Origin of the sequence: Halosimplex marinum (assembly GCF_051414075.1) — an archaeon.
Lineage (GTDB): Archaea > Halobacteriota > Halobacteria > Halobacteriales > Haloarculaceae > Halosimplex > Halosimplex marinum.
In genome coordinates this window covers 646,970-669,140 of record NZ_JBLKNY010000003.1, presented here as the reverse complement: position 1 = coordinate 669,140, position 22,171 = coordinate 646,970, and the positions used below count along the sequence as shown (strand labels likewise).

The following is a 22,171-nucleotide window of genomic DNA, read 5'->3' as shown; positions in this document are numbered from 1 at the left end:
CGAGGGAGGGCACCGCCTCCCAAAGAGCGTTCCGCACTCCGCCGACGGGCGACCCGAACGGGTTCGCTACTCGTCGTCCCCGCGGCGCTGGTCGACCGCGACCGTCCAGTCGCTCGACCCGTCGGTGTCGTCCCCGTCGTCGCTGTCTGCGTCCTCCCGGCCGTCGCTGTCTGTGTCGCTCCCATCGGCTTCGCCGTCGGTCTCCTCCACGGTGTCGTCCGATTCAGTTACGTCTTCGCCGGGGTCCGGTCCGGTCGCATCTTCGCCGTCGTCCGGCCCACCACCGCTGTTCGGCTCGGCGAGGGTCTCCCAGTCGTCGCCGACGGCCTCGTCGGTGTCGGCGGATGTGTCGCGGTCGTCGCCCGGGTCGGCGTCGGCGGCCGACGAGTCCGACGCGTCGCCGGTCGCCTCGTCAGCGCCGGTCAGCTCGTCCACGTCGGTCCCCGGGAGGTCGGCCAGGTCCTCGCGCGTCGGCTCCGCGGGCGGCTCGTCCGGTGTCCCGTCGGTTCCGGGGCCCGCGTCCACGGACTCGGCGCCGTCGACGGCCGCAGTCTCGTCAACGGCCGCGGCCTCGTCGGCGGTCGGGTCACCGTTCGCCGACTCCGTCCGGTCGGCTTCGAGCGCCTCGATGCCGGGGGCGTCCGCGTCGGCGAGCGGGTCGGCGGCCGACTCCGCGGGCGGCGTCTCCCCGCCCGCGCCTGCGTCCGACCCCGACGGCGCCGCTCCGGACGGAGCCTCGGCGTCGTCGGCCCCGTCACCTGTCGACTCCCCGCCGACCGTCCGCCCGGGGTCGACCTGCTCGTCGGGGGACAGCGCCGCGCCGGTGGCGGCGGGACCCTCCGGAGCGGCGCCGTCGCGGGGCCCCGCGGCCGCTTCGACCTTGCGGATGGCCTCGGGGGCGGCGACGACGTAGACCGCGTCGCCGGCGGCGAGCGCGCGGTCGCGGCCGGGGAGCGGTTCGACCGGCCCCGACTCGGGGCGGACGGCCACGACGGTCACGTCGAGGGCGCCGACGGGCTGGTCGACCAGATCACTCCCGGCGGCGACGGTGACGGCGGCCATCGTCTCGTCGGCGGCCCGGAGCACCGACGCGAACTCCCTGTCGGGGCGCGTCTCGACGGGGAGGGTCACCAGCTTGTAGCCCTCCTCGGCGTCGAGCTTGCGCGTGTCGGCGGCGTCGATGGCCAGCGTCGCCACGTCGTCGACGGTGCCGCGCAGTTCCGCGGTGAGGACCCGCTCGAAGGGGTCCGTGCGCCACACCTGGACGAGGTCGCCGGCGCTGGCGGCCAGCGCGGGGTCGGCTTTCACCGCGACCGCGGCGGTCTCCGGCGGGAGCGTCGGGCCGATGCCCGCTGCTCGGGAACCGACGGCGAGGTACTCGACAGTCCCGTCCGCAGCGAGTTCGATGTCGACGTGGCCGACGGCGTAGTCGGCCTTCAGCCGGGTGACGAGCCGGTCGCGCAGCTCCTCGACGGTCAGCCGGCGCGGGAAGACGAACGTCTTGCCCGCGAGTTGCTCCTTGGTCTCCGCCGGGACGGGGTCGTAGCCGACGATGTCGTCGACCTCCTCGGGGAGTTCGACGGTGATGACGCGGCCGACGGCCTGGACGACGCGGCTGACCTCCGTCTCGACGGCCCGTTCGCCGGTGGCGACGGCCACGTCGCTCCCCAGGCGGTCGCCCACGTCGGTGCCGAGGCGGGTGGCGGCCAGGGCGACGAGGACGACGGCGATGTTCGACAGCACCGCGACCTCGTCGAACGGCACCCCGCCGGCGTCGGGGTTCATCACCTCCCGGAGCAGCTGGTTGGCGCCCACCAGCGGGACGACGGCGCTGAGCCCGAACAGGGCCGTCAGGCTGCCAGGGGCCCGCTCGCGGACGTACCAGCGGTAGACGAGCGCGACCGCCGCCGCGACGCCGGCGGCGACCACCGAGACGCCGAGCACGCGCGCCGCCCCCACGAGCGCCCGCTCGGTGAGCGACCCGCTCTGGGCGACGACCGCGCCCACACCGTCGGCGAGTCCCGTGGCCGCGACCCCCGCGAGCCCGCTCACGCCACCGCCTCCCTGAAGGTGTCCAGTTCGCCGCGGGTCCCGACGGCGAACACCTCGTCGCCGGCCGACAGCGTGGTCGACCCCTTCGGCGCGACGACCCAGCCGCTCGCGCCCCGGACGGCCATCACGGCGACGCCGTAGGCGCTCCGGACGTTCGCCTCGCCGACCGTGGCGCCGTCGAGCGGCCCGCCGGCGCCGACGGTCACCCGCGCGAAGCGCCGGCCCGCCCGCCGCAGCAGGCTGAGCAGTTCGTACTCCCGGCGGACGCCGCGGGACTCGACGACCACGCGGGCGCGGTCGGCCTTCAACAGCGGCTCGGCGTCCGTCCGCGTGACCGCGACCGTGACCCGCCCCTCGCCGCCGGTCGTCGTCGGCGCCCGCACCGGCTGGGGAACGCCCCCCTCGTCGTCGGCGTCGTCTCCGTCCCCGTCCCCGTTGGCGCCCGACTTCGCCTCGGGGTCGGGCCCGGCGGCGCTCGCCGTCCCCGACTTCGCGCTGACGACCGTCCCGCGGACCTGCGCGTCGGGGGTGATGAGCGTCACCTCGTCGCTGCGGGCGACGCCCGTCGGGACGAGGGCGTTCACCGAGACCGCCCGCTTCCCGTCGGGGACGCGCTTGGAGAGCCCGGAGAAGGGGGGCGCGGCGACGACGGCGGCCCGCCCGCGCTCGTCGACGGTGACGGCGGCGTCGCCCAGGTCGTACTCGGTCTTCAGCCGCTCGGCGAGCCGCGTCTCGAGTTCCGAAATACGCAGGTCTGCGGGGAAGGTCCACTCGCTGTCGCGGATCTCCGCCCGGAGGTCGTCCGAGAGCGGGGGGTATCCCTCCATGTCGGCCACCTCGCCGACGACGCGGACCCGCGCCTCGTCGCGGCCGGCCAGCGCCCCGCGCACGTCCGCGGCGAGCGTCCGCTCGCGCAGTTGCTTCAGCGACAGCCGCTTGGGGAACGTCGCGCCCATCTGGTCGCCCCGCGAGTGGGCGTACAGCGAGATCATCAGGACGACGAGGATGGCGGTCGTGACCGTCACGGCGTTGGCCGACTGGGTGATCGTCGGGTCCGCGAGCGCGAGCAGGCCGCCGTTGACCCCCGCCAGCGCGACCGAGAGAACGACCACACCGAACCCGGGGATCGTGACGCCGGTGAAGTACTTGAAGACGAACCCCAGCGACCACGAGACCAGCCCGGGGATGATCCCCGTCAGGATACCGAGGTAGATACCGAAGAGTAGCTCGACCGGGAACGATGCCATGAGGGGGTGTGACGGTAGCCTCTCGTAAACCCCTATCGGCGCCCGCGGCGGCCGCCGGTCGGACTACTACCCGTGGTGACACGACTCGCCGCGGGTCGGTGGGATTTTAGCCGCTCGGCCGCCTCGAAGTGGGTATGGACGCGAGGCGGGTGTTGCACCATCCGCGGGCGGTGTTCGTCGGGACTCGGGCAGCCATCTGGTTGCCGACCGTCGTCGCCATCCTCTCCTTTGCGACCGGCGTGGCCAACATCAGCGCCACGTCGGTCAACCCGCTCATCGAGGCGTACATCCGGATCCCCCGCGAGGTGCAGCGCGCGGCCGGCTTCACCGGCGCGCTGACGGGCTTCCTGATGCTGTTGAGTGCCTGGGGGATGCGCCGGCGGCTACGCGCGGCGTGGTTCTCGACGGTCGTCCTCCTGCCGGTCACCGCCCTGCAGGGGGTCGCCCAGTCGAGCCGCTACTCGCTGCCGCTGATCGCCCTGTCGCTGCTATCGCTGCCGCCGGTGCTGGTCAACTACCGGCGGTTCGACCGCCGGGCCGACCTCTCGACGACCCAGCTGGCCGCGACGGCCGCGCTGTCGGGGACGCTCGTCTACGGCACCGCCGGCGCCTACCAGCTGCGCGAGGAGTTCAACAACCTCTCGACGCTGACCGACGCGCTCTACTACACCATCGTTACCGCCAGCACCGTCGGCTACGGCGACGTGACGCCCGCGAGCCAGCAGGCGAAGCTGTTCGGGATGTCCGTCCTCGTGCTCGGCGTCGCCAGTTTCACCGTCGCGCTGGGGTCGTTGCTGGGCCCCGCCATCGAAGCCCGCCTTTCGCAAGCACTCGGTACCATGAACGACTCAGACCTGGAACTCCTGGACGACCACGTCGTCGTCCTGGGCTACGGCGACCTGACCGAACCGCTGCTCGAAGAACTCTCGACCGCCGCCGAGTTCGTCGTCATCACGCCCGACAGCGAACTGGCGGCCTCGCTGCGGACGCGGGACCTCCACGTCGTCGTCGGCGACCCCAGCGACGAGGACCCCCAGAAGCAGGCGGGGATCGAACACGCCCGCGCCATCATCGCCGCCACGAACGACGACGCCCAGGACGCCCTGTCGATCCTCACCGCCCGGCAGTTCCACCCCGACGCCCGCATCGTCGCCGCTGCGACCGACCGCGAGAACACCGAGAAGCTCCGTCGGGCCGGCGCCGACGCCGTCATCAGCCCCGCTGTCATCGGCGGCCACCTCCTCGTCGAGTCCGCCCTCGGCGACGCCGACATGGAGGGGCTCGCGGAGCGACTGCTCGACGCCGAGTCCGAGGGCGACACCCCCGACGACTGACCGGGCGCGGCCCGCTCGGCCGCATCCGCTCACGAAGGAGTCGAACCCGCGTCCGCCGGGGTCGTGCGGCGTCCTCCGTTCGCATCCGTCCGATCAGAGCCGCGTGGCCGCCTCCAGCGATATCTCGATGGCTCGCTCGACGTTGTCCTTCGCCTTCTCCGGCAGTTCCTCGTCGTCGGTCTCGCCCTTCTGGGTGCCCTCGACGAGGTTGCCGTCGACGGTGCAGATGGCGCCGGCGCGCAGGCCCTTCCGCCGGGCGAGCGTGAAGACGGCCGCGGCCTCCATCTCGACGGCCAGCAGGCCCGCGGCCTCCCAGTCGTCGACGTACTCCTCGGTCTCGGCGTAGAAGGCGTCGTCGGTCGCGATGGGGCCGACGTGTACGTCTTCGCCCCGCTGCTCCGCGCTGCGGACGAGCGTGTCCAGCGTGTCGTAGTCGGCGACCGCGGGGTACTCGACGTCCTCGTAGCGCTTGGTCGTCCCCTCGTTCTTGGCGGCGCCGGTCGCCACGACCATGTCGCCGATCTCGATGTCCGACTGCAGCGCGCCCGTCGTGCCGACGCGGACGAACGTCTCCACGCCGACGTTCGCGAGTTCCTCGACCGCGATGGTCGCCGACGGGCAGCCGATCCCCGTCGAGCAGACCGTCAGGTCCCGCCCCTCGTAGGTCGCGTTGACCAGTTTGTACTCGCGGTTCTCCGCCACGTGCTCGACGTTCTCGCAGTGACTCGCGATCCGGTCGACCCGTCCGGGGTCGCCCGGGATCAGCGCGATGTCGTGTACGTCGCCCTCCTCGACAAGCAGGTGCGGCTGTTTCGCCATGGCCGTCCCTGGGACCGGCGGCGGCAAAACGGTACCCGTTCCGGTCGCTCGCGCCGCCGCCGTGCGCACACGCGGAGCGCGGACTCCCGAGCGCTCCCCTGCGATGGGTATCCCTCCGGAGCCGAACGGGGGACCGTTTCGGCAGCGATCCGAGGGCCGAAAACCGGGGGATGACGAAGGGTTTCGACCCGAAACGAGGGGGTTCGCTGGCGCGGGCGGGTTCGACCCGAAGCGGGGGTCTGGGGCGGCCGGTGCCACGGAGCGACCGGGTGTCACGGGGCGACCGAGTCACCCGCTCAGATCGCGGGGCCGATCAGGAACAGGAAGAGGTTGTTGGCGGCGGGGCCCATGCCGACGGCGGCGACGAAGGCGAACAGGACGTTCCCCTGCGTGGGTTCCTCCTCGACGAGGTCGGCCAGCAGGACGACGATGCCGGCGGCGACGACGAGCTTGACGACGGCGAACAGCCACCCCTTGCCGATGTAGGGGTAGGTGGGGAGCGTCTCGGCGAAGTCCATGATCCGGCGGGGGATGGGGGTGCGCTCCCCGGTCCCGACCACGTCGACGCCGATGGCCGTCGAGAAGCCGTCGAGCGCGTGGGCGAACACGACCAGCGGGCCGGCGACGCCCGCGCGGTCGACCGCGGCCGTCCACTTCAGCGCGACCAGGTAGTAGACGGGCGCGGTGAGCACGGCGGCGCCGAGGAAGCCGAGCGGGAGCCACACCAGCGCGGTCGTCGAGTCGACGCGGCCGGCGGCGAAGGCGTAGGCGAGGGCCGTCAGCGCGAGCACGAGCGCCCCGCCGACGATCCCCAGATAGCGGGCGATCGGGGCGGGGTCATCGAGCATCTGGGCACGGATAACCGCGGGGATCCAGACGCCGGCGGCGAGGACGAAGGTCGTCACGTACACCGCGGGCGCGGCGAAAAAGGGTTCGAGCGGGTCGAGAATCAGCCCCGCCTGGTACAGCGCGTGGAAGGCGCCCCCGGCGACCATCCACGGCGAGAGCGCGAGGGTCTGCCGGGCGGTGACCGGCGGGTCCAGCAGGTAGAGGGCGGCGACGGCCGCCACCGACAGGACCGCCAGCGTGATCGCGTACGGCAGCGGCGGGACCACGAGCCCGCTCGGGAGGATCTGCATACCCTGTGGCGCGGCGTCGACCGACGAAAGGGTTGCGGTCGCGTGGATGTCGGCCGACAGTCGGGTCTCGGCCGAGCGGCGGTGTTCCGGTCAGGGCGGGGGAGGGCGCGAGGGCGACGAGCCGACGCGACCGCTCCCGCGGCTTGACGCGGCCGATCCGGACGGGCTTTAGTGGTGGGGGTGCGAGGAGTGAGCCATGACCACGGACGCGGCGGCCGTGACGGGCCGCATCGAGCACACGGTCCTCGGACCGGAGACGACGCCGGACGACGTGATCGCCGTGCTCGACGCCGCCATCGAGTACGGCCTGCGGGCCTGTATCCCGCCGTGCTACCTCGACCTGGCGGACAGCTACGCACCGACGGTGCCGCTGTCGACCGTCGTCGGCTTCCCCCACGGCCAGCACACGACTGAGACGAAGGTCGCCGAGGCCGAGGACGCCTGGGAGGCGGGTGCGGACGAACTGGACATGGTGATCAACGTCGGGCGCCTGCGGGCGGGCGAAGACGACGCCGTCACCGACGAGATCGAGGAGGTCGTGGCGGCCGTCCCGGTCCCGGTGAAGGTGATCGTCGAGACGCCGCTGCTGACCGACGAGGCCGAGAAGCGCCGCGCCGCGGAGTGCGCGCTCGAAGCCGACGCCGACTACCTCAAGACCGCCACCGGCTTCTCGGAGGGCGGTGCGACCGTCCCCGACGTGGAACTGCTCGCCGAGTACCTGCCGGTGAAGGCCTCGGGCGGCGTGGGGTCGTGGGCCGAGATGGAGGCGATGCTCGACGCCGGCGCCGAGCGGATCGGGGCTTCGAGCGGGGACGCCATCGCTCGCGAGTACCTCGACCAGCACGGGACCGCCGAGCGTTCGGACGTGAGCGGCTGGGACGACTAGCTCCGGTCCGTCGGCGGACGCGGCGGACACTGCGATCCCTGCCCCGATCCGTCGCGCTTTTGGCCGCGAGCGCCAAGAGTGGAGTAACGCGATGGCCCGCTATCACATCGAGACCTACGGCTGCACGGCCAACCGCGGGGAGAGCCGACAGATCGAGCGGGCGCTCCGCGACGGCGGCCACCACCCCGCCGACGGCCCCGAGGAGGCCGACGTTGCGATCCTCAACACCTGCACCGTGGTCGAGAAGACGGAGCGCAACATGCTCCGGCGGGCCGAAGAACTCGACGCCGAGACACCCGCCGATCTGGTCGTGACGGGTTGCATGGCGCTGGCCCAGGGCGAGGAGTTCGAGCGGGCCGACCTGGAGGCCGAGGTCCTCCACTGGGACGAGGTGCCCGAGTACGTCCGCAACGGCGAGTGCCCGACGACGACGCCCGACACCGAACCCGTCCTCGACGGCGTCGTCGGCATCCTCCCCATCGCTCGCGGCTGTATGAGCGACTGCTCCTATTGCATCACCAAGCACGCGACCGGGAAGATAGACTCCCCCTCGGTCGAGGAGAACCTGGAGAAGGCCCGCGCGCTGGTCCACGCCGGCGCCAAGGAGATCCGGATCACCGGCCAGGACACCGGCGTCTACGGCTGGGACGAGGGCGAGCGCAAGCTCCACGTCCTGCTCGACCGGATCTGCTCGGAGATCGACGGCGAGTTCCGGGTCCGGGTTGGGATGGCCAACCCCAAGGGCGTCCACGGCATCCGCGAGGAACTCGCGGAAGTGTTCGCCGAGCACGACGAGCTCTACAGCTTCCTGCACGCGCCGGTCCAGTCCGGCAGCGACGACGTGCTCGGGGACATGCGCCGCCAGCACCAGGTCAGCGAGTACGTCGAGGTCGTCGAGACTTTCGACGAGCACCTCGACGAGTGGACCCTCTCGACGGACTTCATCGTCGGCTTCCCCACCGAGACCGACCGCGACTTCGAGCAGTCGATGGCCCTCCTCCGGGAGACTCGCCCGGAGAAGATCAACGTGACTCGCTTCTCGAAGCGACCGGGCACCGACGCCGCCGACATGAAGGGGCTGGGCGGCACCGTCAAGAAGGAACGGTCGAAGGCCATGTCCGAGCTGAAGATGGACGTGATGGACGAGGTCTACGAGTCGATGGTCGGCGAGACTCGCTCCGTGCTGCTGACCGAGGACGGCACCGACGACTCGCTGGTGGGCTACGACCGCGCGTATCGGCAGGTGGCCGTCCCCGACGCGCAGAACCAGGGTGTGGAACTGGGCGACACCGTGGACGTCGAGGTCACGGGCCACAACACGGTCTACGCGCTGGGCGAACTGGCCTGACGAGCGGGATCACGCGTTTCAGAGTCCGAAGTGGCCGGCGAGGTCGGAGACGTACACCAGCAGGAGCGTGACCGGGACGGCGACGGCCGCGGCGGCCCGTCGGGAGACGCCCGCGCCGCGGCCGACGGCGCCCGTCCAGAGGAGGCCGCTGACCAGCGTCGCCGCCGCGCCGACGGCGTGGGTCGCCGCGGTGAGCGCGGGGGCGCCGTCGACGACCGAGACGAGGTGGCCCGCCGGCGTCACCCTGATGAGGCCGTCGGCGGCGTCGGCGCCGCCGGCGAGCGCGGCGACGAGCGCCGCGCCGGTGAACAGCGTCGCCGCGAACTGGGGGACGAACCCGAGCGCTACCAGCCCGTAGGTGCGCGCGAACGACCGCGCCTGCCGACGCGTGACCCCGATCGGGTCGCTCGCGAGTCCGCCCGGGACTGACGCCTCGCCGCGGCGAACGGCGGCGACCGCGCCGAGGACTGCGGTCGGGACGTAGGTCAGGACGGTCACGTAGAGGCAGAAGACGAACGGTACGGCCAAGAGAAGCAGGACGGTCTCGACGAGCCGTCGGGGGAACGTGACGACCTGGTCGCCCAGCGCGTAGGTGACCAGGGTGTCGTCGGGCAGATTCCCCGGGCCGACGAACAGGACCGGCGCGAACGCGGCGACGAGCGTCGCGACGCCGAGGCCGAACAGCACCAGCGCCGGTCGGCCCAGTACCGGGTGGCGCTCCGCGGCCTCCCAGGCGGCGGGTTCGGCGGGGGCTGTGACCAGCGCGCGGACCGTCCGGAGCATCCGTAGGTCCCGCCTTCGATCAGGACGGGCTTAAACCGGTGGGGTCGATCGCGGACTCAGTACTCCTCGGCGTCGAGCCCGTCGACCCGGTCGAAGTGGCTGTCGCGGGTGACGATCCGCGCGCCGTGGTGGCGACAGACCCCGGCGATGAGCGCGTCACCGAGGTTGATCCGGTCGCCGGCGTCGAGCAGTTCCGCCTCGACGAGCGCCGCTTCCCTCGCCGCGGACTCCGACAGCGGGAGCGGTTCCACCCAGTCGAGGCCGGACGCGACCCGCTCGATCCCCTCGCGGCCGTCGGTGCGGGCCGCGCCGCGGTACACTTCGAACAGCGCCAGCGACGGCGCGAAGAAGGGTTTGTCTTCGCGGGCTTCGAGATACGTGGCCGCGGCGTCGACGCCGTCGAGGTAGTCCAGCAGGAAGCTGGTATCGAGAGCGATCATCGCTCGGTGCGCCGCCGGAGGTGGTCGTCGAGGTCGCCGCGCGCGCCGTCGACGGCCTCGCGGAACCCATCCACGTCGCGCATGGTTCCGAACCCTTTCATCAGGTCCCGCTCCTCCCCGGTGAGTCGAAGGATCGTCTCCGTGAAGCTCTCGTCCTCCCGCTTGTGCGCCTTCAGCTGCTCGTAGGCCTCCTCCGTGATCGTGAGGCTCTTCGTTCCCATATGTGTACGTCTGGACGTACGTCTACAAAAATCGTCGGCCGCCATCACCACTCCGGGAAGTACCGCCCGTGGAACCCGAACGGGACGGCGTGGGGCAGCGGTGCCCGCGCTCGCTCCGCCAGCGTCTCGCCGTCGAGCACCAGCAGGTCGGTCCGCTCCTCGTTCGTGTTCAGCGCGGTCACGAGCACGACCCCCTCGTCGCTGGGCCGCTCGGCGTCGGGCGCGCGGACGAACACCGGTTCCTCGACGAACAGCCCGGACTGCTCCCAGCGCCGGGAGTCGCCCGACTCCACGTCGACCTTCGCGACGTGGTTGCCGTCGCGCTCGGCGGCCCCCTGGGCGTAGGCATAGCGGTACGGTTTCGTCCGGTCGCCCGGGGTGACCCGCGGGAGTTCCAGCCCGTCGTAGATGCGTTCGCTCGTCACCGGGCGGCCGTCGAGCGGGACCCGGAACCGCCGGAGGTGGCCGTCCCGCCCGCTCTCGAACCAGTCGGCCGCCTCGGAGAGGTACAGCCCCTCGACCACGTCGGCGTCCGGGTACGCGACGAGGTCGACGACGAGTTCGTCGGCGTCGCCGGCCGCCCCGCCAGTCGTGGCGTCGCCCGTCGCGCTCTCCGCCTCGGCCTCGAAAGCGTTGACGTGGTGGAAGACGAACCAGGCGTCGGTCACGCGGGCCGCGACCACGTCGCCGGTGTCGCGGTCGACGACACGAAAGCGGGTCCCCCGCTCGGGTTCCCAGTCGTAGTTGTCGACGAAACTGTCCGACCCGGGGAGGAGAAAGGAGGCGGGGTTCGTGACGAACGGGTGTTCCGTGAGGACGACGTACCGCTCGGTCAGCGCGAAGCTGTGGACGTACGCCGGGTCCTCGGCGGCCAGCGTCGCGATCCGCTCGCGGGAGCGCGAGCCGTCGGGGAGCCGGTAGAGCGTGTACTCGCTGGGCCGGCCGAAGGTGGTGAGGAGGCCGACCGTCTCGCCGCGGTGGGGGTCCGGGAGGACGTGCGCGCAGTTGACGTGGCCGGTCAGCGCGTCGGCGAAGGCGAACTCCCCGCGAGTTTCGAGGGTCTCGGGGTCGACGGAGCGAAAGCGGGGGACCTCGGTCATCGCGACCAGCGAGTCGTCCACGCGGGCGACGTGGACGTTGCAGTTGTCCGTCGGCTCGCCGAACAGGAGTTGCCGGACGCGACGGAGGTAGCCGCCGCCCGTCGCGAACTGTCCCGATATCTCGCCGGTGGCCATCGCGCGGCGGTAGGTCTCCGAGCGCAACGCGCGGTTGGTGTAGCGGATCCCGTCGGAACTTCCCTCGAAGGAGAATCGGTGGAGCATCGCAAGCCCGTCGAACCAGTGGGCGACGCGGTCGCCGCCGACCTCGAAGATAGCGGGACCGTTGCGGACCAGCGCGCCGTCGAGCCAGTCCGGCAGCGACCCCTCGACCGCGAGCGGGCGGTCGCCCACCTCGTCGTCGAGCGTCGCGAACCCCAGTTCGAAGCCGGCCTCCATCGACATACCCGCTCGTTGGGCGGCCAGGGGGGAGTGGCTGGCGGTGGGACCGTCCCGGCGCTACTCTTGCTGGGAGCGCCAGCGGTCGTCGGCGAACTGGTCGACCTCCTCGTCGGCCTTCCACTCGTCGAGTTCCCGCGGGTCGACGTGGACGAACACGTCGTCGACCTCCGGGAGTTCGCGGATCGAGTCGACGACGGCCGACTCGATGTCGTGGGCCTCGTAGAGCGTCCGCTCGCCCTCGACCTCGATGTGCAGCGACACGTCGATCTCCGGGCCGACGTAGTGGGCGATCACGTCGTGGGCGCCCTCCACGTCCGGGTGTTCGAGCGCCCGGCGGATGATCTCCCGGCGCAGCTCCTCCGGCGGCGCGCGCCCGAGGAGGTAGCCGAGGTTGTCGCGGACGACCTCGATCCCCGTGTAGACGATGCCGACGGCGACGACCATCGCGGCCAGCGGGTCGAGGATCGGGTAGCCGGCGCCGGCGCCGAGGACGCCGACGATGGCCGCGCTCGCGGTCAGGATGTCGTTGCGGTTGTCGACGGCGGTGGCGGTCAGCGCCGGCGAGTTGTGCCGGTCGGCCGCCGCGAGGACGTACCGATAGAGGGCGAACTTCGCGACGGCGGCGACGGCCAGCACCGCGACCGCAGTCGGCCCGCGCGAGACGGTCACGTCGCCCGAGGCGAGCGCCGTCGCGGACTGGTACAGCACCGTGCCGCCGGCGGCGAAGATGCCCAGCGCGACGAACAGTCCGACGAACGGCTCGATGCGCTCGTGGCCGTGGGGGTGTTCGAAGTCCGGCGGCCGCGTGGTGAGATAGAGGCCGGCGACGGTGACCAGCGAGTAGACGGCGTCCGAGGCGCTGTTGACCGTCTCAGACTGGACCGCGAGGCTCCCCGTCGCAAACCAGGCGCCGCCCTTCAGCAGCGCGAGGGCGACGTTAGCCCCGAGCAACAACAGGCCCACCCGCCGGAGCACCCGCGGCCGGTCGTCTGTCATCGGCGGGGATTGCCTCCGGCGGGTCAAAGCGGTGTCGGCCCGCGACCTGTCCGGCGGCGCGGTCACTCCCGTTCGACCGGCCGCGCCGGCGTCGTCCCCGCGACGAAGACCAGCCCGTCGAACGCGAGCGGCAGGCGGAACTCGTCGTGTAGCCGGTCGTGTTCGTCCTCGGGGTCGTAGATAGCCCCGACCGACCGCACGGGGCGTTCGCACTCGAAGTAGTCGGCCAGTCGTTCGTCGTCGACATCGTCGAAGTCGAGGAACCACGGCGGGTCGTCGACCGCGGCGAACAGTCGCGTCGCGGCGTCCTCGGGCGGCGGGCCGAGCGAACACGCCCGGAGTTCGTGGCCTTCGCTCACGTCGAGCGCCCGGAACTGTCCGCCGGCGAAGTCGAACCCGAGCGCGTAGTAGTCGTCGCCGTATCGGTCGGCGAGGTGGGCGCCCATCGGCGTCCCGGTCCCCCAGTGTTCGTCTCGACCGTCGCGCTGGACGTGGGCGCTGTGACCCCAGACCGCGACCCGGTCGTGGGGTTCGCGGTCGAGCGCCCACGAGAGGTTCTCGGCCATCGCGCGGTCGCGCCGGCGCGCCTTCGCCTGGAGACCCTCGTCGCGCCCCGCTCGCGCGCTCTCGATGGTCTGTTCGAGCGTCCGCAGGTGCCGCCGGTGCAACGCGAACGCCCGCTCGTCCCCAGCCGTCGCCTCGCGTTCGAACCACCCGTCGAGGGCAGCGACGGTCTCCTCGGCGGCCGCGAGCCGTGGCTCGTCGACCTCGGCGGGCGCCTCGTCGACATCCAGCCCGTCGCTGGCCAGCGCCGATAGCGTCTCGCGGTGCTCGGTCGGCCAGTCGGCGTCCCGGTCGTCGAAGAAGTCGAGGAGCGCCCCGGCCGGTCCGGCCGTGAACTGCGCGTCGACCCCGTAGAACCGCACGCGGTCGCCGAGCGGCCGGCCCTCGTTGAACTCGCACAGCCACTCGACGAGCGCGAGCACCTCCCGGGTGTCCCACGTCCAGAAGTAGATGCCGTCGAGCGCCTCCTTTGGGTCGCCGCGGCCGTGGACGACGTACTCGTCGATGGCGAGCGTCTCGGTGAAGTTGGCCTCCAGCGCGAACAGCCGGTAGTCGAGTTCCTCGACGAGCAGGCGGACCAGCCGGTGTTTCAACCGGAAGAACTCCCGCGTCCCGTGGGTCGCCTCGCCGAGGCCGACCACGCGGGCGTCCGCGAGGCGGTCGGTCACCGGCGCGAGGTCGTCCGGGTCGTCCGCGGGGTCGGTCGTGTCGATCGGTATCGTGTGGGCCGCGAGGCGGTCGGCGAGCGGGTGGGTCGCGTCCGCCGGGAGCCAGTCGTCGGCTGTCGATTCACCGTCGGTCGCTCGGTCGGTCGTCGTGTCGTCTGTCATGATGGTCGTCACTGGTCGGTCAACGGGCGAGGCGGGCTCGGGGCGGCGGTCAGACGCGACCGACGAGTTTCATGCTCGTGGATCAATTAGCCGACACTTATTCGTTGCGACGGCTCACCCGTCGAGAGCGAGCCGGACGGCGTGGTCGTCCCCCTCGGTCGCGGCGTCGTCCTGTTCGGCGAACGCCTCGTGCAACCGCTCGTAGGTGTCCTCGACGGCCTCGACGATGACCTGGGTGTCGGAGATGACGGGCATGAAGTTAGTGTCGCCCTCCCAGCGCGGGACGACGTGGGTGTGGAGGTGGTCGTCGATGGAGCCGCCGGCGGCGCCCCCGCCGAGGTTGAGCCCGGCGTTGTAGGCGTCAGGGCCGAGCCCCTCGTCCAGCGCGTCGAAGGTCCGCTGTTTCAGCCGGGCGTGGTCGAGCAGAACTTCGTCGTCCAGTTCTCGGTAGTCGCCGGTGTGGGCGTGGGGGATGACCATCACGTGGCCGGGGTTGTACGGGTAGTTGTTCAGGAGGACGAACGAGTGGTCGGTGCGGGCGACGACCCGCCGCTCGCGGTCCTCGGCGGGGTCGCCCTCCGCGAAGGCGCAGAAGACGCAGCCGTCGATGTCGTCGTTGCCGCCCTCGCGCTCGACCCACTCGATGCGCCACGGGGCGAAGATCTGGTCCATGCCGGCCCTGCGGGACCGACCCACTAAACCCCGACGGGCTCGCGTTCGCGGCCCCGACGGAACCGATAATAAAAACCTATTGACCGGGGCGAACGATGCGGGAGGTATGTCCCCCTCCCTCCGGACCCAGCCCCTCCGGGCGGCCGCGGCGGCGTTCGTCGCCGGCGCCCTCGCCGTCACGCTGTTCGGCGTCACCGTCGCCGGCGACCCCGTCGAGCGGGCGGCGCTCGGCAGCCTCGGCTACGCCGTCGGCGCCGCCATCGGCGTCTACATCGCCTACGCCGGCCCCGACATCGGGCTATAATTCGCGCTCCATCACCTGCCCCCACACCTCCAGCCCCCGGGACTCGTAGAACTCGCGGCCGGCGTCGTTCCCGTCCCAGCACGCCAGCGCGAGGTTCTCGCAGTTCCGGTCGCGGGCCCACTCGTCGAGCCAGTCGAGCAGTTCGGTTCCGTAGCCCTCCTCGCGCCGGGACTTGTCGACGACGAAGTCGTGGACCCAGAGGTGCCGCTCGTGGTGGAGCACCCGCTGGACCGAGACGCCCGCGACCGCGACGAGCGTATCCCCCGCTGGGCCGGAGTCGTCGGGGTCGTCGGTCCCGCCGCTCTCGTACAGCCCGAACAGCCGGTAGTCGTCCTCCTCGCGCCACCCGCGGACGAACGCGTCGTCGACGTGGCTCCACAGCTGGCGGAGTATCGGGACGGCCTCGTCCCACCCCTCGTCGGTCGTCACCTCGCGAACCTCGGTCGGCATGGACGACTCGTCGCTTCGGGCCGGCAAAACGGTTTCTGGGGCGTGGTACTGCGGCACACCACCGGCGGACGGTCAGCCGCCGGGGGATGGCGAACGGCCGGACGGCCGTCCGGACCCGCCGGAAGGGCTATCGGCGACCCGCGCGTCCCCTCGCTCATGGGACTGCTCGAAGCGATCCTGGTGTTCGCCGTCGGCTACGTCTGCGGCGCGGTCACGCGTATCTTCGCCGGGATCGCGGCGATACTGGCGCTCGTCCTCGCGGTCCTGGGTGTCGCGCTCCCGGCCTCTATCGTCGGCATCGTCGACCCGATCCTGGGGGTGTATCTGGGCAACGAACTCCTCTTCCTCTCGGGGTTCCTGTTCGCCATCGCCCACGACCCCGCCGGCGGCGAGGAGGAATGAGCGCTCGACGCGACCGCGTGACCGCCGCGGTCGCTCAGACCGTCGGCTCGTCCGCGTCCTCCTCGGCGGCGTCGCGCCAGGAGTGGGCGGGCTCCCACCCCAGCAGGTCGGCGGCCTTCGCGTTCGAGATGGACGAATCGTCCCCCGACAGGTCGCAGGGATCGGGCACCGACCCGAACTGCTCCTCGAAGAGGTCGGCGGTCGGGCGGTCGGCGTAGTTCTCGTCGGCGACGGCGAAGACCGCCTCGTGGCCCTCGACGTCGGCGTCGAGCGCGGCGACCACGATGGCGGCGATGTCGCGCACGTCGACGTAACTCCAGAAGTTGCCGACGCCCTCTGCCGGCGGTTCGTTGCCGAGACAGACGTACTCACCGGGGTACTGGATCCACGAGGGGCGGATCGAGACGACCGGCACGTCGTGACGGCGGACGGTCGTCCGGGCGAGGGCCTCGCCGGCTTCTTTGGACGCGCCGTAGGGGTCCTCCGGGCGGAGGGGGTGGTCCTCGTCGACGGGCAGGTAGTCCGGCGGGGGCGTCTCGGCGGCGAAGGGGAACCCGAGCGCGCTCTCGGAGGAGGCCCAGACGACGCGGGCGCCGGTCCGGCCCGCGGCTTCGAGGACGTTGTACGTCGAGACGACGTTGTTCTCGAAGACCTCGCCGCCGGGGTGGTCCAGCGGGTCGGGGATGGCCGCCCAGTGGACGACGGCGTCGGGGTCGAACGCCCCCACGAGGTCGAACACGTCGCCGCGGTCGGTCAGGTCGGCGACGCGCACGTCGACGCTGTCCCGTTCGCTCTCGGCGGAGCGCTGGTCGACGCACATGACGTCGTGGCCCTCCTCGGCGAGTCGGTCGACGATCCAGCGGCCGGAGCCGCCGAGACCGCCGGTGACGAGCAGTCGTGACATGGTCGATCCCACGGCGTCGACCCGCATAAAGCCGGAGAAAGCGGATCAGACCGGAACGAGCAGGACCGGCACGTCACGCAGGTCGAGGACCGCCTCGGTGAGGCTCGGCAGGACGAAGCTCTCGACGGCGCCGTGTTCGACGTTGCCCATCACCACGTAGGACCACTCGGGGTCGCGCTCCCGGATCGCGTCGACCAGCTTCTTCTGACTGGAGACGTTCGTCTCGTCGGACCGGCCGCGGCCCTCCTCGACGACGACCTCGGCGGCCACGTCGGGCGCCACCTCGTCGAGGACCGCCTCAACCTCCGAGCGGACGGTCTCGGCCGCCTCGTCGGCCGTCTCCTGGTAGTGGTAGACGAACAGGTCGTCGCCGCTCGCCCGCGCGCGCTCGGCCGCGAACGCCAGCACGTCCTCGCGGCCGTCCTCGCCGTACGCGACGAATATCGTTGCCATGCCGGACCGATTGCGCCGGCGGCGCCTTCAGTGCGTCGGCGAGCGGTTGCGTCGCCTCGGAGGGGTCCCGCCGTCGCCGACCGACGTATCCCGCAACCACTCGCGAACAAACCCCACCCGTCCCGCGCGCCTATGGACAGTCATGTCCGACGGACCCGACGATGGCGACCCGCCGGCGCGGGACGACCTGTCAGAACGGATCGACGAGAACCTCCCCTCGCTGCTCGGTCACCTCTACCGCGGCGAGGTGGACCGGACGACCACGTGGCGCGGGCGCCTCGACCAGACGACCAACTGGGCGGTGACGATCATGGCCGCGCTGTTGACCTTCGTGTTCTCCAGCCGCAACACTCCCCACTACCTGTTGCTGATCGGGATGGTCACCGTCGAGGTGTTCCACCTCGTCGACACGCGCCGGTATCTCACCTACGACGTGTGGCGCTCGCGGATGCGCCTGCTCGAGGAGGACGTGTTCGCGGCCGCCGTCGACCCCCAGCAAGAGGTCGAACACGCCGAGTGGCGGCGGGAACTCGGCGACGACCTCCGCAGGCCCGCGCTGAAGATGCCCTTCGGCGAGGGGTTCGCGCGGCGCCTGCGCCGGGTGTATCTCCCCCTGCTGTTCGTCCTGCTGGCCGCATGGATCGCGCGGATCACCGTGTTCGCGTCCGGGTCCTCCCCGACCGCCGCCGCGGCTATCGTCTCCGTCCCCGGGACGGTCGTCATCGGGGCGGTCGCGGTCTGCTTCCTGGCCGCGCTCGCCGTCGCCTACTGGCCCCGCGACCGCCAGGCCATGGGCGAGATATACGACCGCGACAAGGAGGGCGACTGGAAGACCGACGAGGAGTGAACGGGACTGCTCGCCCCGCTCGCTGCGAGTACCGCTCGTCGAAAAACGTGGTCCTGCTGAGCGAAGCGAAGCAGGGCTCGGGAGAGTCTGCTCTCCCGGTGGCGAAAAAGCGCTCGCTCCGCTCGCGATCGACCTACCGGCTCCGCGTCGTCACTTCGCAGCCGTCCTCGGTGACGATGATCGTGTGTTCCTTCTGACTGACCATCCGCCCCTCGTCCTCCTTGAGGACGGGGTAGCCGTGGACGATGTCCTGGCGCTGGAGCCGTCGCAGGGCCATCTTCGGGCGGCGCACGTCGAGCCAGCGGGCTGCGAACGGTAGCGTCCGGAACTCCTCTGTGATCTGGTCGAGCGCCTGGCGGGCACTGCGGTCCCGGACCGACCCCTCGCGTTCGAGGGCGAAGATCTCCTCCTGACTGCCCTCCTGGACCTTGCCGCCGCCGTCGGTGGCGAACGGCTCGACCGCGACCACGTCACCGACCTCCAACTCGGCGCTCTGCTCGACGGCGCGGTTCGGGATGTTCGGCGTGGTGTGTTGCTCCCAGTGGCCCAGGCCGTGGCCGGTGAGGTTGACGACCGGATTGTAGCCGTAGCCCTCGATGGTCTCCTCGATGGCGGCGCCGATCTCGCCGGTCTCGACGCCCGGCTCGACCACGTCGAGCGCGGCGTCGAGCGCCTCGGCGGCCGCCTCGGTGAGTTCCGACTCGCCGGCCAGGTCGACCGTGACGGCGGTGTCGGCGAGCCAGCCGTCGATGTGGACGCCGATGTCGAGCTTGACCAGGTCCTCGCCGATCTCGCGGTCGTCGTCGGGGCCGGCGGCGCCGTGGGCGGCCTCCTCGTCGACGCTGACGTTGACGGGGAAGGCCGGTTCGCCGCCGAGTTCGCGGATGCGGTCCTCGGCCCACTCGCTGATCTCCAGGTAGCCCGTCCCGACCTCGACGCGCTCGGCGGCCTCGTCGCGCACCTGCGCGAGGATCTCGCCGGCCTCCCGGCACTTCTCGTACTGCTCGGAGTCCAGATCGACGCTCATGGCTCGCGGTTTGCGCCCTGCGGTCAAAGGGTTTCTGTGTCGCGGGGCGGCCCCGCGGTCGCCCCGACCGGGCTCGGCCGCCGGTCCCGGTTGAAATAGGTTACGGCCAGTCGCGCCGCCTGCGGTCGGCCGCTGCGACTTATGTCCCCGGCGGTCGAACGTTCGGATATGACGCCTGCCCTCCCCAGCGGCGCTGTATCGGTCGCGCTCGGCGGCGCGCTCGTCGTCGTCGGGTACCTGATCGCCGTCCGCGGCTGGACGTTCCTGATCGCCGGGTTCGACCGCACGTCTACGGCCGACCCCGACGCGGTCGGAAACGTCGTCGGCAACGCCGTCATCCGGGTCGGCCTCGCCGTGGCCGTCGTCGCCGGGGCAACCGGCGCGGGCTACCTGCCCGACGAGGCGAACCTCGCGCTCACCGCGGCGATCCTCCTCGTCGTCGCGCGGTTGCTCTACCGCGTGAACGTCGTCCTCCCCCGCCAGTCGGCGGAGGGCAACGGCGCGTGACCGGCGCGTGTCGGGATCCGACTGTCCCCCGGTCACGGCGCCGCTCCGGGCGAACGCCCGGTATTTAGTGAACCCGGCCCGCACGCCCGGACCGTGAGCGCGGACGACGAGGTCGAGTCGGTCGCCGCTCTGCTCGCGGACGACACCGTCCGGTGTCTGCTCCTGGCGACCCGCGGGGAGCCGCTGCCGGCCGCGGAGATCGCCGACCGCTGCGGCGTCTCCGAGACGACGGTCTACCGCCGGATCGAGGACCTGGCGGCCCGCGACCTCGTGGTCGAACACACCGAACTCGACGACGGCGGCCACCACAGCACCTACGAGGCGACGCTGGAGCGGGTGACCGTCGACGTGACCGACGACGGGTTCGAGGTCTCCGTCGAGCGCCGCGACAGCATGGCCGACGCGTTCACCCGACTCATCGACGAACTATGACAGCCACATTGCCCGCCACCGCGCTCGCGCCGCTCCAGACCAGCTTCGCGTGGGCCGAACTCGCCCTGCTCGGCATCGATCTGTCCTCGGCGCTGGTCGGCGTCCTCATCAGCTACATCGCCTACCGGGGGTACCGCCGCACCGGAAGCCGCGCGATGGCGTTCGTCGCTGCCGGCTTCGTCCTGATCATGGTCGTCCCGTGGCTCGGGTTCGTCGCCACCCTCGCCGTCGGCCCCTCGCGCCCGTTCGAACTCGCCGTCGGCGCCGTCTCCGAGGTGAGCCAGCTGCTCGGCACGCTCGCCATCCTCTACGGGATCCGCCTGGAGACGGGCGGGTGACCGGCCGGACCGACCTTTTTTCCGTGTCTGTAAACGACGTACACGTATGGGGACGAAGACGGTCCGGCTCGACGACGACGTCTACGAGCGGATCAAGAGCCGAAAGCGGCCGGACGAGACGTTCTCCGAGGCGATCGACCGGCTCACGAGCGAGTGGACGCTGCTCGACTACGCCGACGACGCGTCCCCGATCGACCCCGACCGGCACAGGGCACTCGTCGAGCGGTCCGAGCGCGAGGGTTCGGGGGAAACCGAGGAACGCCTCGAACGGCTCGGTGTCGACGCGGACGCCGGCGAATGATCCTGGACACGGACTTCCTCGTCGCGCTCGACGAGCGCGACGACGCCAGGGAGAAAGCGCTCGAACTCGAAACCGCAGACGTGCCGTTGCGGGTGCCGGCGATCGTCCTGCAGGAACTGTACGTCGCGGTCGGTGCCGGTGAGAACGCCAACGAGAACGCGAGGAAATTCGAGGCGCTCGTAGCGAACAAACCGATCGTCGATATCGACGCGAACGCCGCGCGTCGCGCCGGCGTGCTGGAGGGACAGCACCTCGTGAGCGACGACAAACCGACACTCGGGCCCGGCGACGCGCTCGTCGCCGCGACGGGCCTCCAGTTCAACGAGCCAGTCGTCACCTCGGACGGGGATTTCGAAACTGTCGACGGGCTCGCCGTCGAGTCGTTCTAGTCGTTCACCCGCGCCGTCTGCATCGCCGGGCTGTTGTACGCCTCGCCCGTCCCCCCGTCGGCGTCGAGCACGACGATTCCGGCGTCGCCCTCGGCGGCCTCGTCGAACTCATCGATCGCCAGCCGCGCGGCCGCCTCGGCGTCGGCGCCCCGTTCGAGGAGGCCGACCGCCCGACGAGCCAGCCCCTCGCGAGCGATGTCCTCGCCCGCGCCGGTCGCGCTCGCCCCGCCCGCCTCGGAGGCGTAGAAGCCCGCGCCGACCTGGGGCACGTCGCCGACCCGGCCCGCCAGCGCGAGCCAGCGCCCGCCCGTGGAGGTCGCGGCGGCGATCTCGTCGCCCGCCCGAGTGACCGCGCCGACGGTGTCGTGGTCGTGGGGGTCGGCTCGCGCCGGGCGGTCATCCGTTTCGGGATCGCTGTCGCCGCCCTCGTCGCCGCTCCCGTCCCCGTTCTCGTCGCTCGCGAAGTGCTCGCGGACCCACTGGAGGTGGGCCTCGGCGTCGTCGGTCGGCGGCTCGGCCTCGCCCCACCGCTCGCGGGTTCGGTCGGCCCACAGGTCGAGGCCGGTCTCGACGCCGACCGCGCCGGCGAACGCGACCGCCCGCTCGCCCGCGAGCATGACGTGGGGCGTCTCGGTCATGACCGCCCGAGCCACGGAGACAGCGTGACAGACCGCCGGCATCGCGCCCGCCGCCCCCACCTCGCCGTCGGCGGTCATCAGCCCCGCGTCGGTACGGACCGTGCCGTCGCTCTGGACGGCCCCGCCGACGCCCGCGTTGAACGCGGGGTCGATCTCGAGGACGCGGACGGCCGCACAGACCGCCGCGACCGGGTCCGACTCCTCGGCTCCGCGGGCGACGGCCTCATCCAGCACTGCCTGGCGGTCGGCGGGCTCGTCGGGCGGCGACCCCGCCCCGCCGTGGGCGATGATCTGCATGTCCCGTCCTGTCGCCCCCGTCGGCATAAGTTCGGTGTCCCGCGCTCGCCCG

General features: G+C 71.8%; 27 protein-coding genes. 11 read left to right on the top strand and 16 right to left on the bottom strand.

The window, feature by feature from the left end; all coding sequences use genetic code 11:
- Window positions 1–66: 66 nt before the first annotated feature.
- On the bottom strand, window positions 67–2,052 hold the full coding sequence (locus ACMGFI_RS04440) for a DUF8167 domain-containing protein (protein ID WP_436907644.1): 1,986 nt from the start codon (window positions 2,050–2,052) through the stop codon (window positions 67–69).
- A complete protein-coding gene (locus ACMGFI_RS04435; protein ID WP_436907643.1) occupies window positions 2,049–3,299 on the bottom strand; it encodes a potassium channel family protein in 1,251 nt (416 codons plus the stop codon). Before ACMGFI_RS04435 ends, ACMGFI_RS04440 begins: the two co-directional genes overlap by 4 nt.
- A gap of 134 nt (window positions 3,300–3,433) precedes the next feature.
- Between ACMGFI_RS04435 and ACMGFI_RS04430 the strand changes: the two genes are divergently transcribed.
- Complete coding sequence (locus ACMGFI_RS04430) at window positions 3,434–4,633, top strand: NAD-binding protein (RefSeq protein WP_436907642.1); 1,200 nt, start codon at window positions 3,434–3,436, stop codon at window positions 4,631–4,633.
- A 93-nt stretch (window positions 4,634–4,726) separates the two neighbouring features.
- On the opposite strand, the gene ACMGFI_RS04425 is transcribed toward ACMGFI_RS04430, so the two are convergent.
- Complete coding sequence (locus ACMGFI_RS04425) at window positions 4,727–5,452, bottom strand: guanosine phosphorylase (protein WP_436907641.1); 726 nt, start codon at window positions 5,450–5,452, stop codon at window positions 4,727–4,729.
- Between the two features lie 296 nt (window positions 5,453–5,748).
- Window positions 5,749–6,591: a DUF63 family protein gene (locus tag ACMGFI_RS04420; protein WP_436907640.1), complete on the bottom strand. Its 843-nt coding sequence runs from the start codon at window positions 6,589–6,591 to the stop codon at window positions 5,749–5,751.
- Between the two features lie 196 nt (window positions 6,592–6,787).
- Here ACMGFI_RS04420 and deoC point away from each other — a divergent pair, with 196 nt between their 5' ends.
- Together deoC and ACMGFI_RS04410 are read left to right on the top strand one after the other, a co-directional pair.
- Window positions 6,788–7,477, top strand: coding sequence for a deoxyribose-phosphate aldolase (gene deoC / locus ACMGFI_RS04415; protein ID WP_436907639.1), 690 nt, complete (start codon window positions 6,788–6,790; stop codon window positions 7,475–7,477).
- A gap of 91 nt (window positions 7,478–7,568) precedes the next feature.
- Entirely contained in the window at window positions 7,569–8,825 is a 1,257-nt protein-coding gene (locus ACMGFI_RS04410) for a tRNA (N(6)-L-threonylcarbamoyladenosine(37)-C(2))-methylthiotransferase (RefSeq protein ID WP_436907638.1), read from the top strand.
- Between the two features lie 18 nt (window positions 8,826–8,843).
- On the opposite strand, the gene ACMGFI_RS04405 is transcribed toward ACMGFI_RS04410, so the two are convergent.
- The 7 genes from ACMGFI_RS04405 to ACMGFI_RS04375 form a co-directional block, all read right to left on the bottom strand.
- Complete coding sequence (locus tag ACMGFI_RS04405) at window positions 8,844–9,608, bottom strand: hypothetical protein (protein ID WP_436907636.1); 765 nt, start codon at window positions 9,606–9,608, stop codon at window positions 8,844–8,846.
- A 56-nt stretch (window positions 9,609–9,664) separates the two neighbouring features.
- Complete coding sequence (locus tag ACMGFI_RS04400; protein WP_436907634.1) at window positions 9,665–10,048, bottom strand: type II toxin-antitoxin system VapC family toxin; 384 nt, start codon at window positions 10,046–10,048, stop codon at window positions 9,665–9,667.
- Window positions 10,045–10,269 (bottom strand): antitoxin VapB family protein, encoded by a 225-nt coding sequence (locus ACMGFI_RS04395; protein WP_436907633.1) that lies wholly within the window; start codon window positions 10,267–10,269, stop codon window positions 10,045–10,047. The genes ACMGFI_RS04400 and ACMGFI_RS04395 overlap by 4 nt, the downstream gene beginning before the upstream one ends.
- A 44-nt stretch (window positions 10,270–10,313) precedes the next feature.
- Complete coding sequence (locus ACMGFI_RS04390; RefSeq protein ID WP_436907631.1) at window positions 10,314–11,771, bottom strand: carotenoid oxygenase family protein; 1,458 nt, start codon at window positions 11,769–11,771, stop codon at window positions 10,314–10,316.
- 54 nt (window positions 11,772–11,825) lie between these two features.
- Window positions 11,826–12,764, bottom strand: coding sequence for a cation diffusion facilitator family transporter (locus tag ACMGFI_RS04385; RefSeq protein WP_436907630.1), 939 nt, complete (start codon window positions 12,762–12,764; stop codon window positions 11,826–11,828).
- A 62-nt stretch (window positions 12,765–12,826) separates the two neighbouring features.
- Window positions 12,827–14,158 (bottom strand): erythromycin esterase family protein, encoded by a 1,332-nt coding sequence (locus ACMGFI_RS04380; protein WP_436907628.1) that lies wholly within the window; start codon window positions 14,156–14,158, stop codon window positions 12,827–12,829.
- A gap of 114 nt (window positions 14,159–14,272) precedes the next feature.
- Window positions 14,273–14,830, bottom strand: coding sequence for an HIT family protein (locus tag ACMGFI_RS04375; protein ID WP_436907627.1), 558 nt, complete (start codon window positions 14,828–14,830; stop codon window positions 14,273–14,275).
- A gap of 106 nt (window positions 14,831–14,936) precedes the next feature.
- Between ACMGFI_RS04375 and ACMGFI_RS04370 the strand changes: the two genes are divergently transcribed.
- A complete protein-coding gene (locus ACMGFI_RS04370; RefSeq protein ID WP_436907625.1) occupies window positions 14,937–15,134 on the top strand; it encodes a hypothetical protein in 198 nt (65 codons plus the stop codon).
- On the opposite strand, the gene ACMGFI_RS04365 is transcribed toward ACMGFI_RS04370, so the two are convergent.
- Window positions 15,129–15,584 carry a GNAT family N-acetyltransferase gene (locus ACMGFI_RS04365; protein ID WP_436907624.1) on the bottom strand — a complete coding sequence of 152 codons (456 nt, stop codon included), beginning with the start codon at window positions 15,582–15,584 and terminating at the stop codon, window positions 15,129–15,131. The two genes, ACMGFI_RS04370 and ACMGFI_RS04365, sit on opposite strands and share 6 nt — an antisense overlap.
- A 156-nt stretch (window positions 15,585–15,740) precedes the next feature.
- Here ACMGFI_RS04365 and ACMGFI_RS04360 point away from each other — a divergent pair, with 156 nt between their 5' ends.
- The gene (locus tag ACMGFI_RS04360; RefSeq protein ID WP_436907623.1) at window positions 15,741–15,986 is read left to right on the top strand and encodes a hypothetical protein; all 246 of its coding nucleotides are present in this window, start codon (window positions 15,741–15,743) and stop codon (window positions 15,984–15,986) included.
- Window positions 15,987–16,020: 34 nt separating this feature from the next.
- Here the strand turns inward: ACMGFI_RS04360 and ACMGFI_RS04355 are convergent, their stop codons facing one another.
- Complete coding sequence (locus ACMGFI_RS04355; protein ID WP_436907622.1) at window positions 16,021–16,890, bottom strand: NAD-dependent epimerase/dehydratase family protein; 870 nt, start codon at window positions 16,888–16,890, stop codon at window positions 16,021–16,023.
- A gap of 45 nt (window positions 16,891–16,935) precedes the next feature.
- Window positions 16,936–17,343 carry a universal stress protein gene (locus tag ACMGFI_RS04350; RefSeq protein ID WP_436907621.1) on the bottom strand — a complete coding sequence of 136 codons (408 nt, stop codon included), beginning with the start codon at window positions 17,341–17,343 and terminating at the stop codon, window positions 16,936–16,938.
- A gap of 142 nt (window positions 17,344–17,485) precedes the next feature.
- Here ACMGFI_RS04350 and ACMGFI_RS04345 point away from each other — a divergent pair, with 142 nt between their 5' ends.
- A complete protein-coding gene (locus ACMGFI_RS04345; protein WP_436907620.1) occupies window positions 17,486–18,190 on the top strand; it encodes a DUF2270 domain-containing protein in 705 nt (234 codons plus the stop codon).
- Window positions 18,191–18,323: 133 nt separating this feature from the next.
- Here the strand turns inward: ACMGFI_RS04345 and map are convergent, their stop codons facing one another.
- Entirely contained in the window at window positions 18,324–19,217 is an 894-nt protein-coding gene (gene map, locus ACMGFI_RS04340; RefSeq protein ID WP_436907618.1) for a type II methionyl aminopeptidase, read from the bottom strand.
- Window positions 19,218–19,385: 168 nt separating this feature from the next.
- Here map and ACMGFI_RS04335 point away from each other — a divergent pair, with 168 nt between their 5' ends.
- The 5 genes from ACMGFI_RS04335 (at window position 19,386) to ACMGFI_RS04315 (ending at window position 21,184) form a co-directional block, all read left to right on the top strand.
- A complete protein-coding gene (locus ACMGFI_RS04335; protein WP_436907616.1) occupies window positions 19,386–19,724 on the top strand; it encodes a DUF3784 domain-containing protein in 339 nt (112 codons plus the stop codon).
- A 93-nt stretch (window positions 19,725–19,817) separates the two neighbouring features.
- Complete coding sequence (locus tag ACMGFI_RS04330; RefSeq protein WP_436907615.1) at window positions 19,818–20,156, top strand: helix-turn-helix domain-containing protein; 339 nt, start codon at window positions 19,818–19,820, stop codon at window positions 20,154–20,156.
- Entirely contained in the window at window positions 20,153–20,494 is a 342-nt protein-coding gene (locus ACMGFI_RS04325) for a DUF7521 family protein (RefSeq protein WP_436907614.1), read from the top strand. The genes ACMGFI_RS04330 and ACMGFI_RS04325 overlap by 4 nt, the downstream gene beginning before the upstream one ends.
- A 46-nt stretch (window positions 20,495–20,540) precedes the next feature.
- A complete protein-coding gene (locus ACMGFI_RS04320) occupies window positions 20,541–20,795 on the top strand; it encodes an antitoxin VapB family protein (RefSeq protein WP_436907613.1) in 255 nt (84 codons plus the stop codon).
- On the top strand, window positions 20,792–21,184 hold the full coding sequence (locus ACMGFI_RS04315; protein WP_436907611.1) for a PIN domain-containing protein: 393 nt from the start codon (window positions 20,792–20,794) through the stop codon (window positions 21,182–21,184). Before ACMGFI_RS04320 ends, ACMGFI_RS04315 begins: the two co-directional genes overlap by 4 nt.
- Here the strand turns inward: ACMGFI_RS04315 and ACMGFI_RS04310 are convergent.
- The gene (locus ACMGFI_RS04310) at window positions 21,181–22,119 is read right to left on the bottom strand and encodes an isoaspartyl peptidase/L-asparaginase (protein ID WP_436907610.1); all 939 of its coding nucleotides are present in this window, start codon (window positions 22,117–22,119) and stop codon (window positions 21,181–21,183) included. The genes ACMGFI_RS04315 and ACMGFI_RS04310 overlap by 4 nt on opposite strands.
- Window positions 22,120–22,171: the final 52 nt, after the last annotated feature.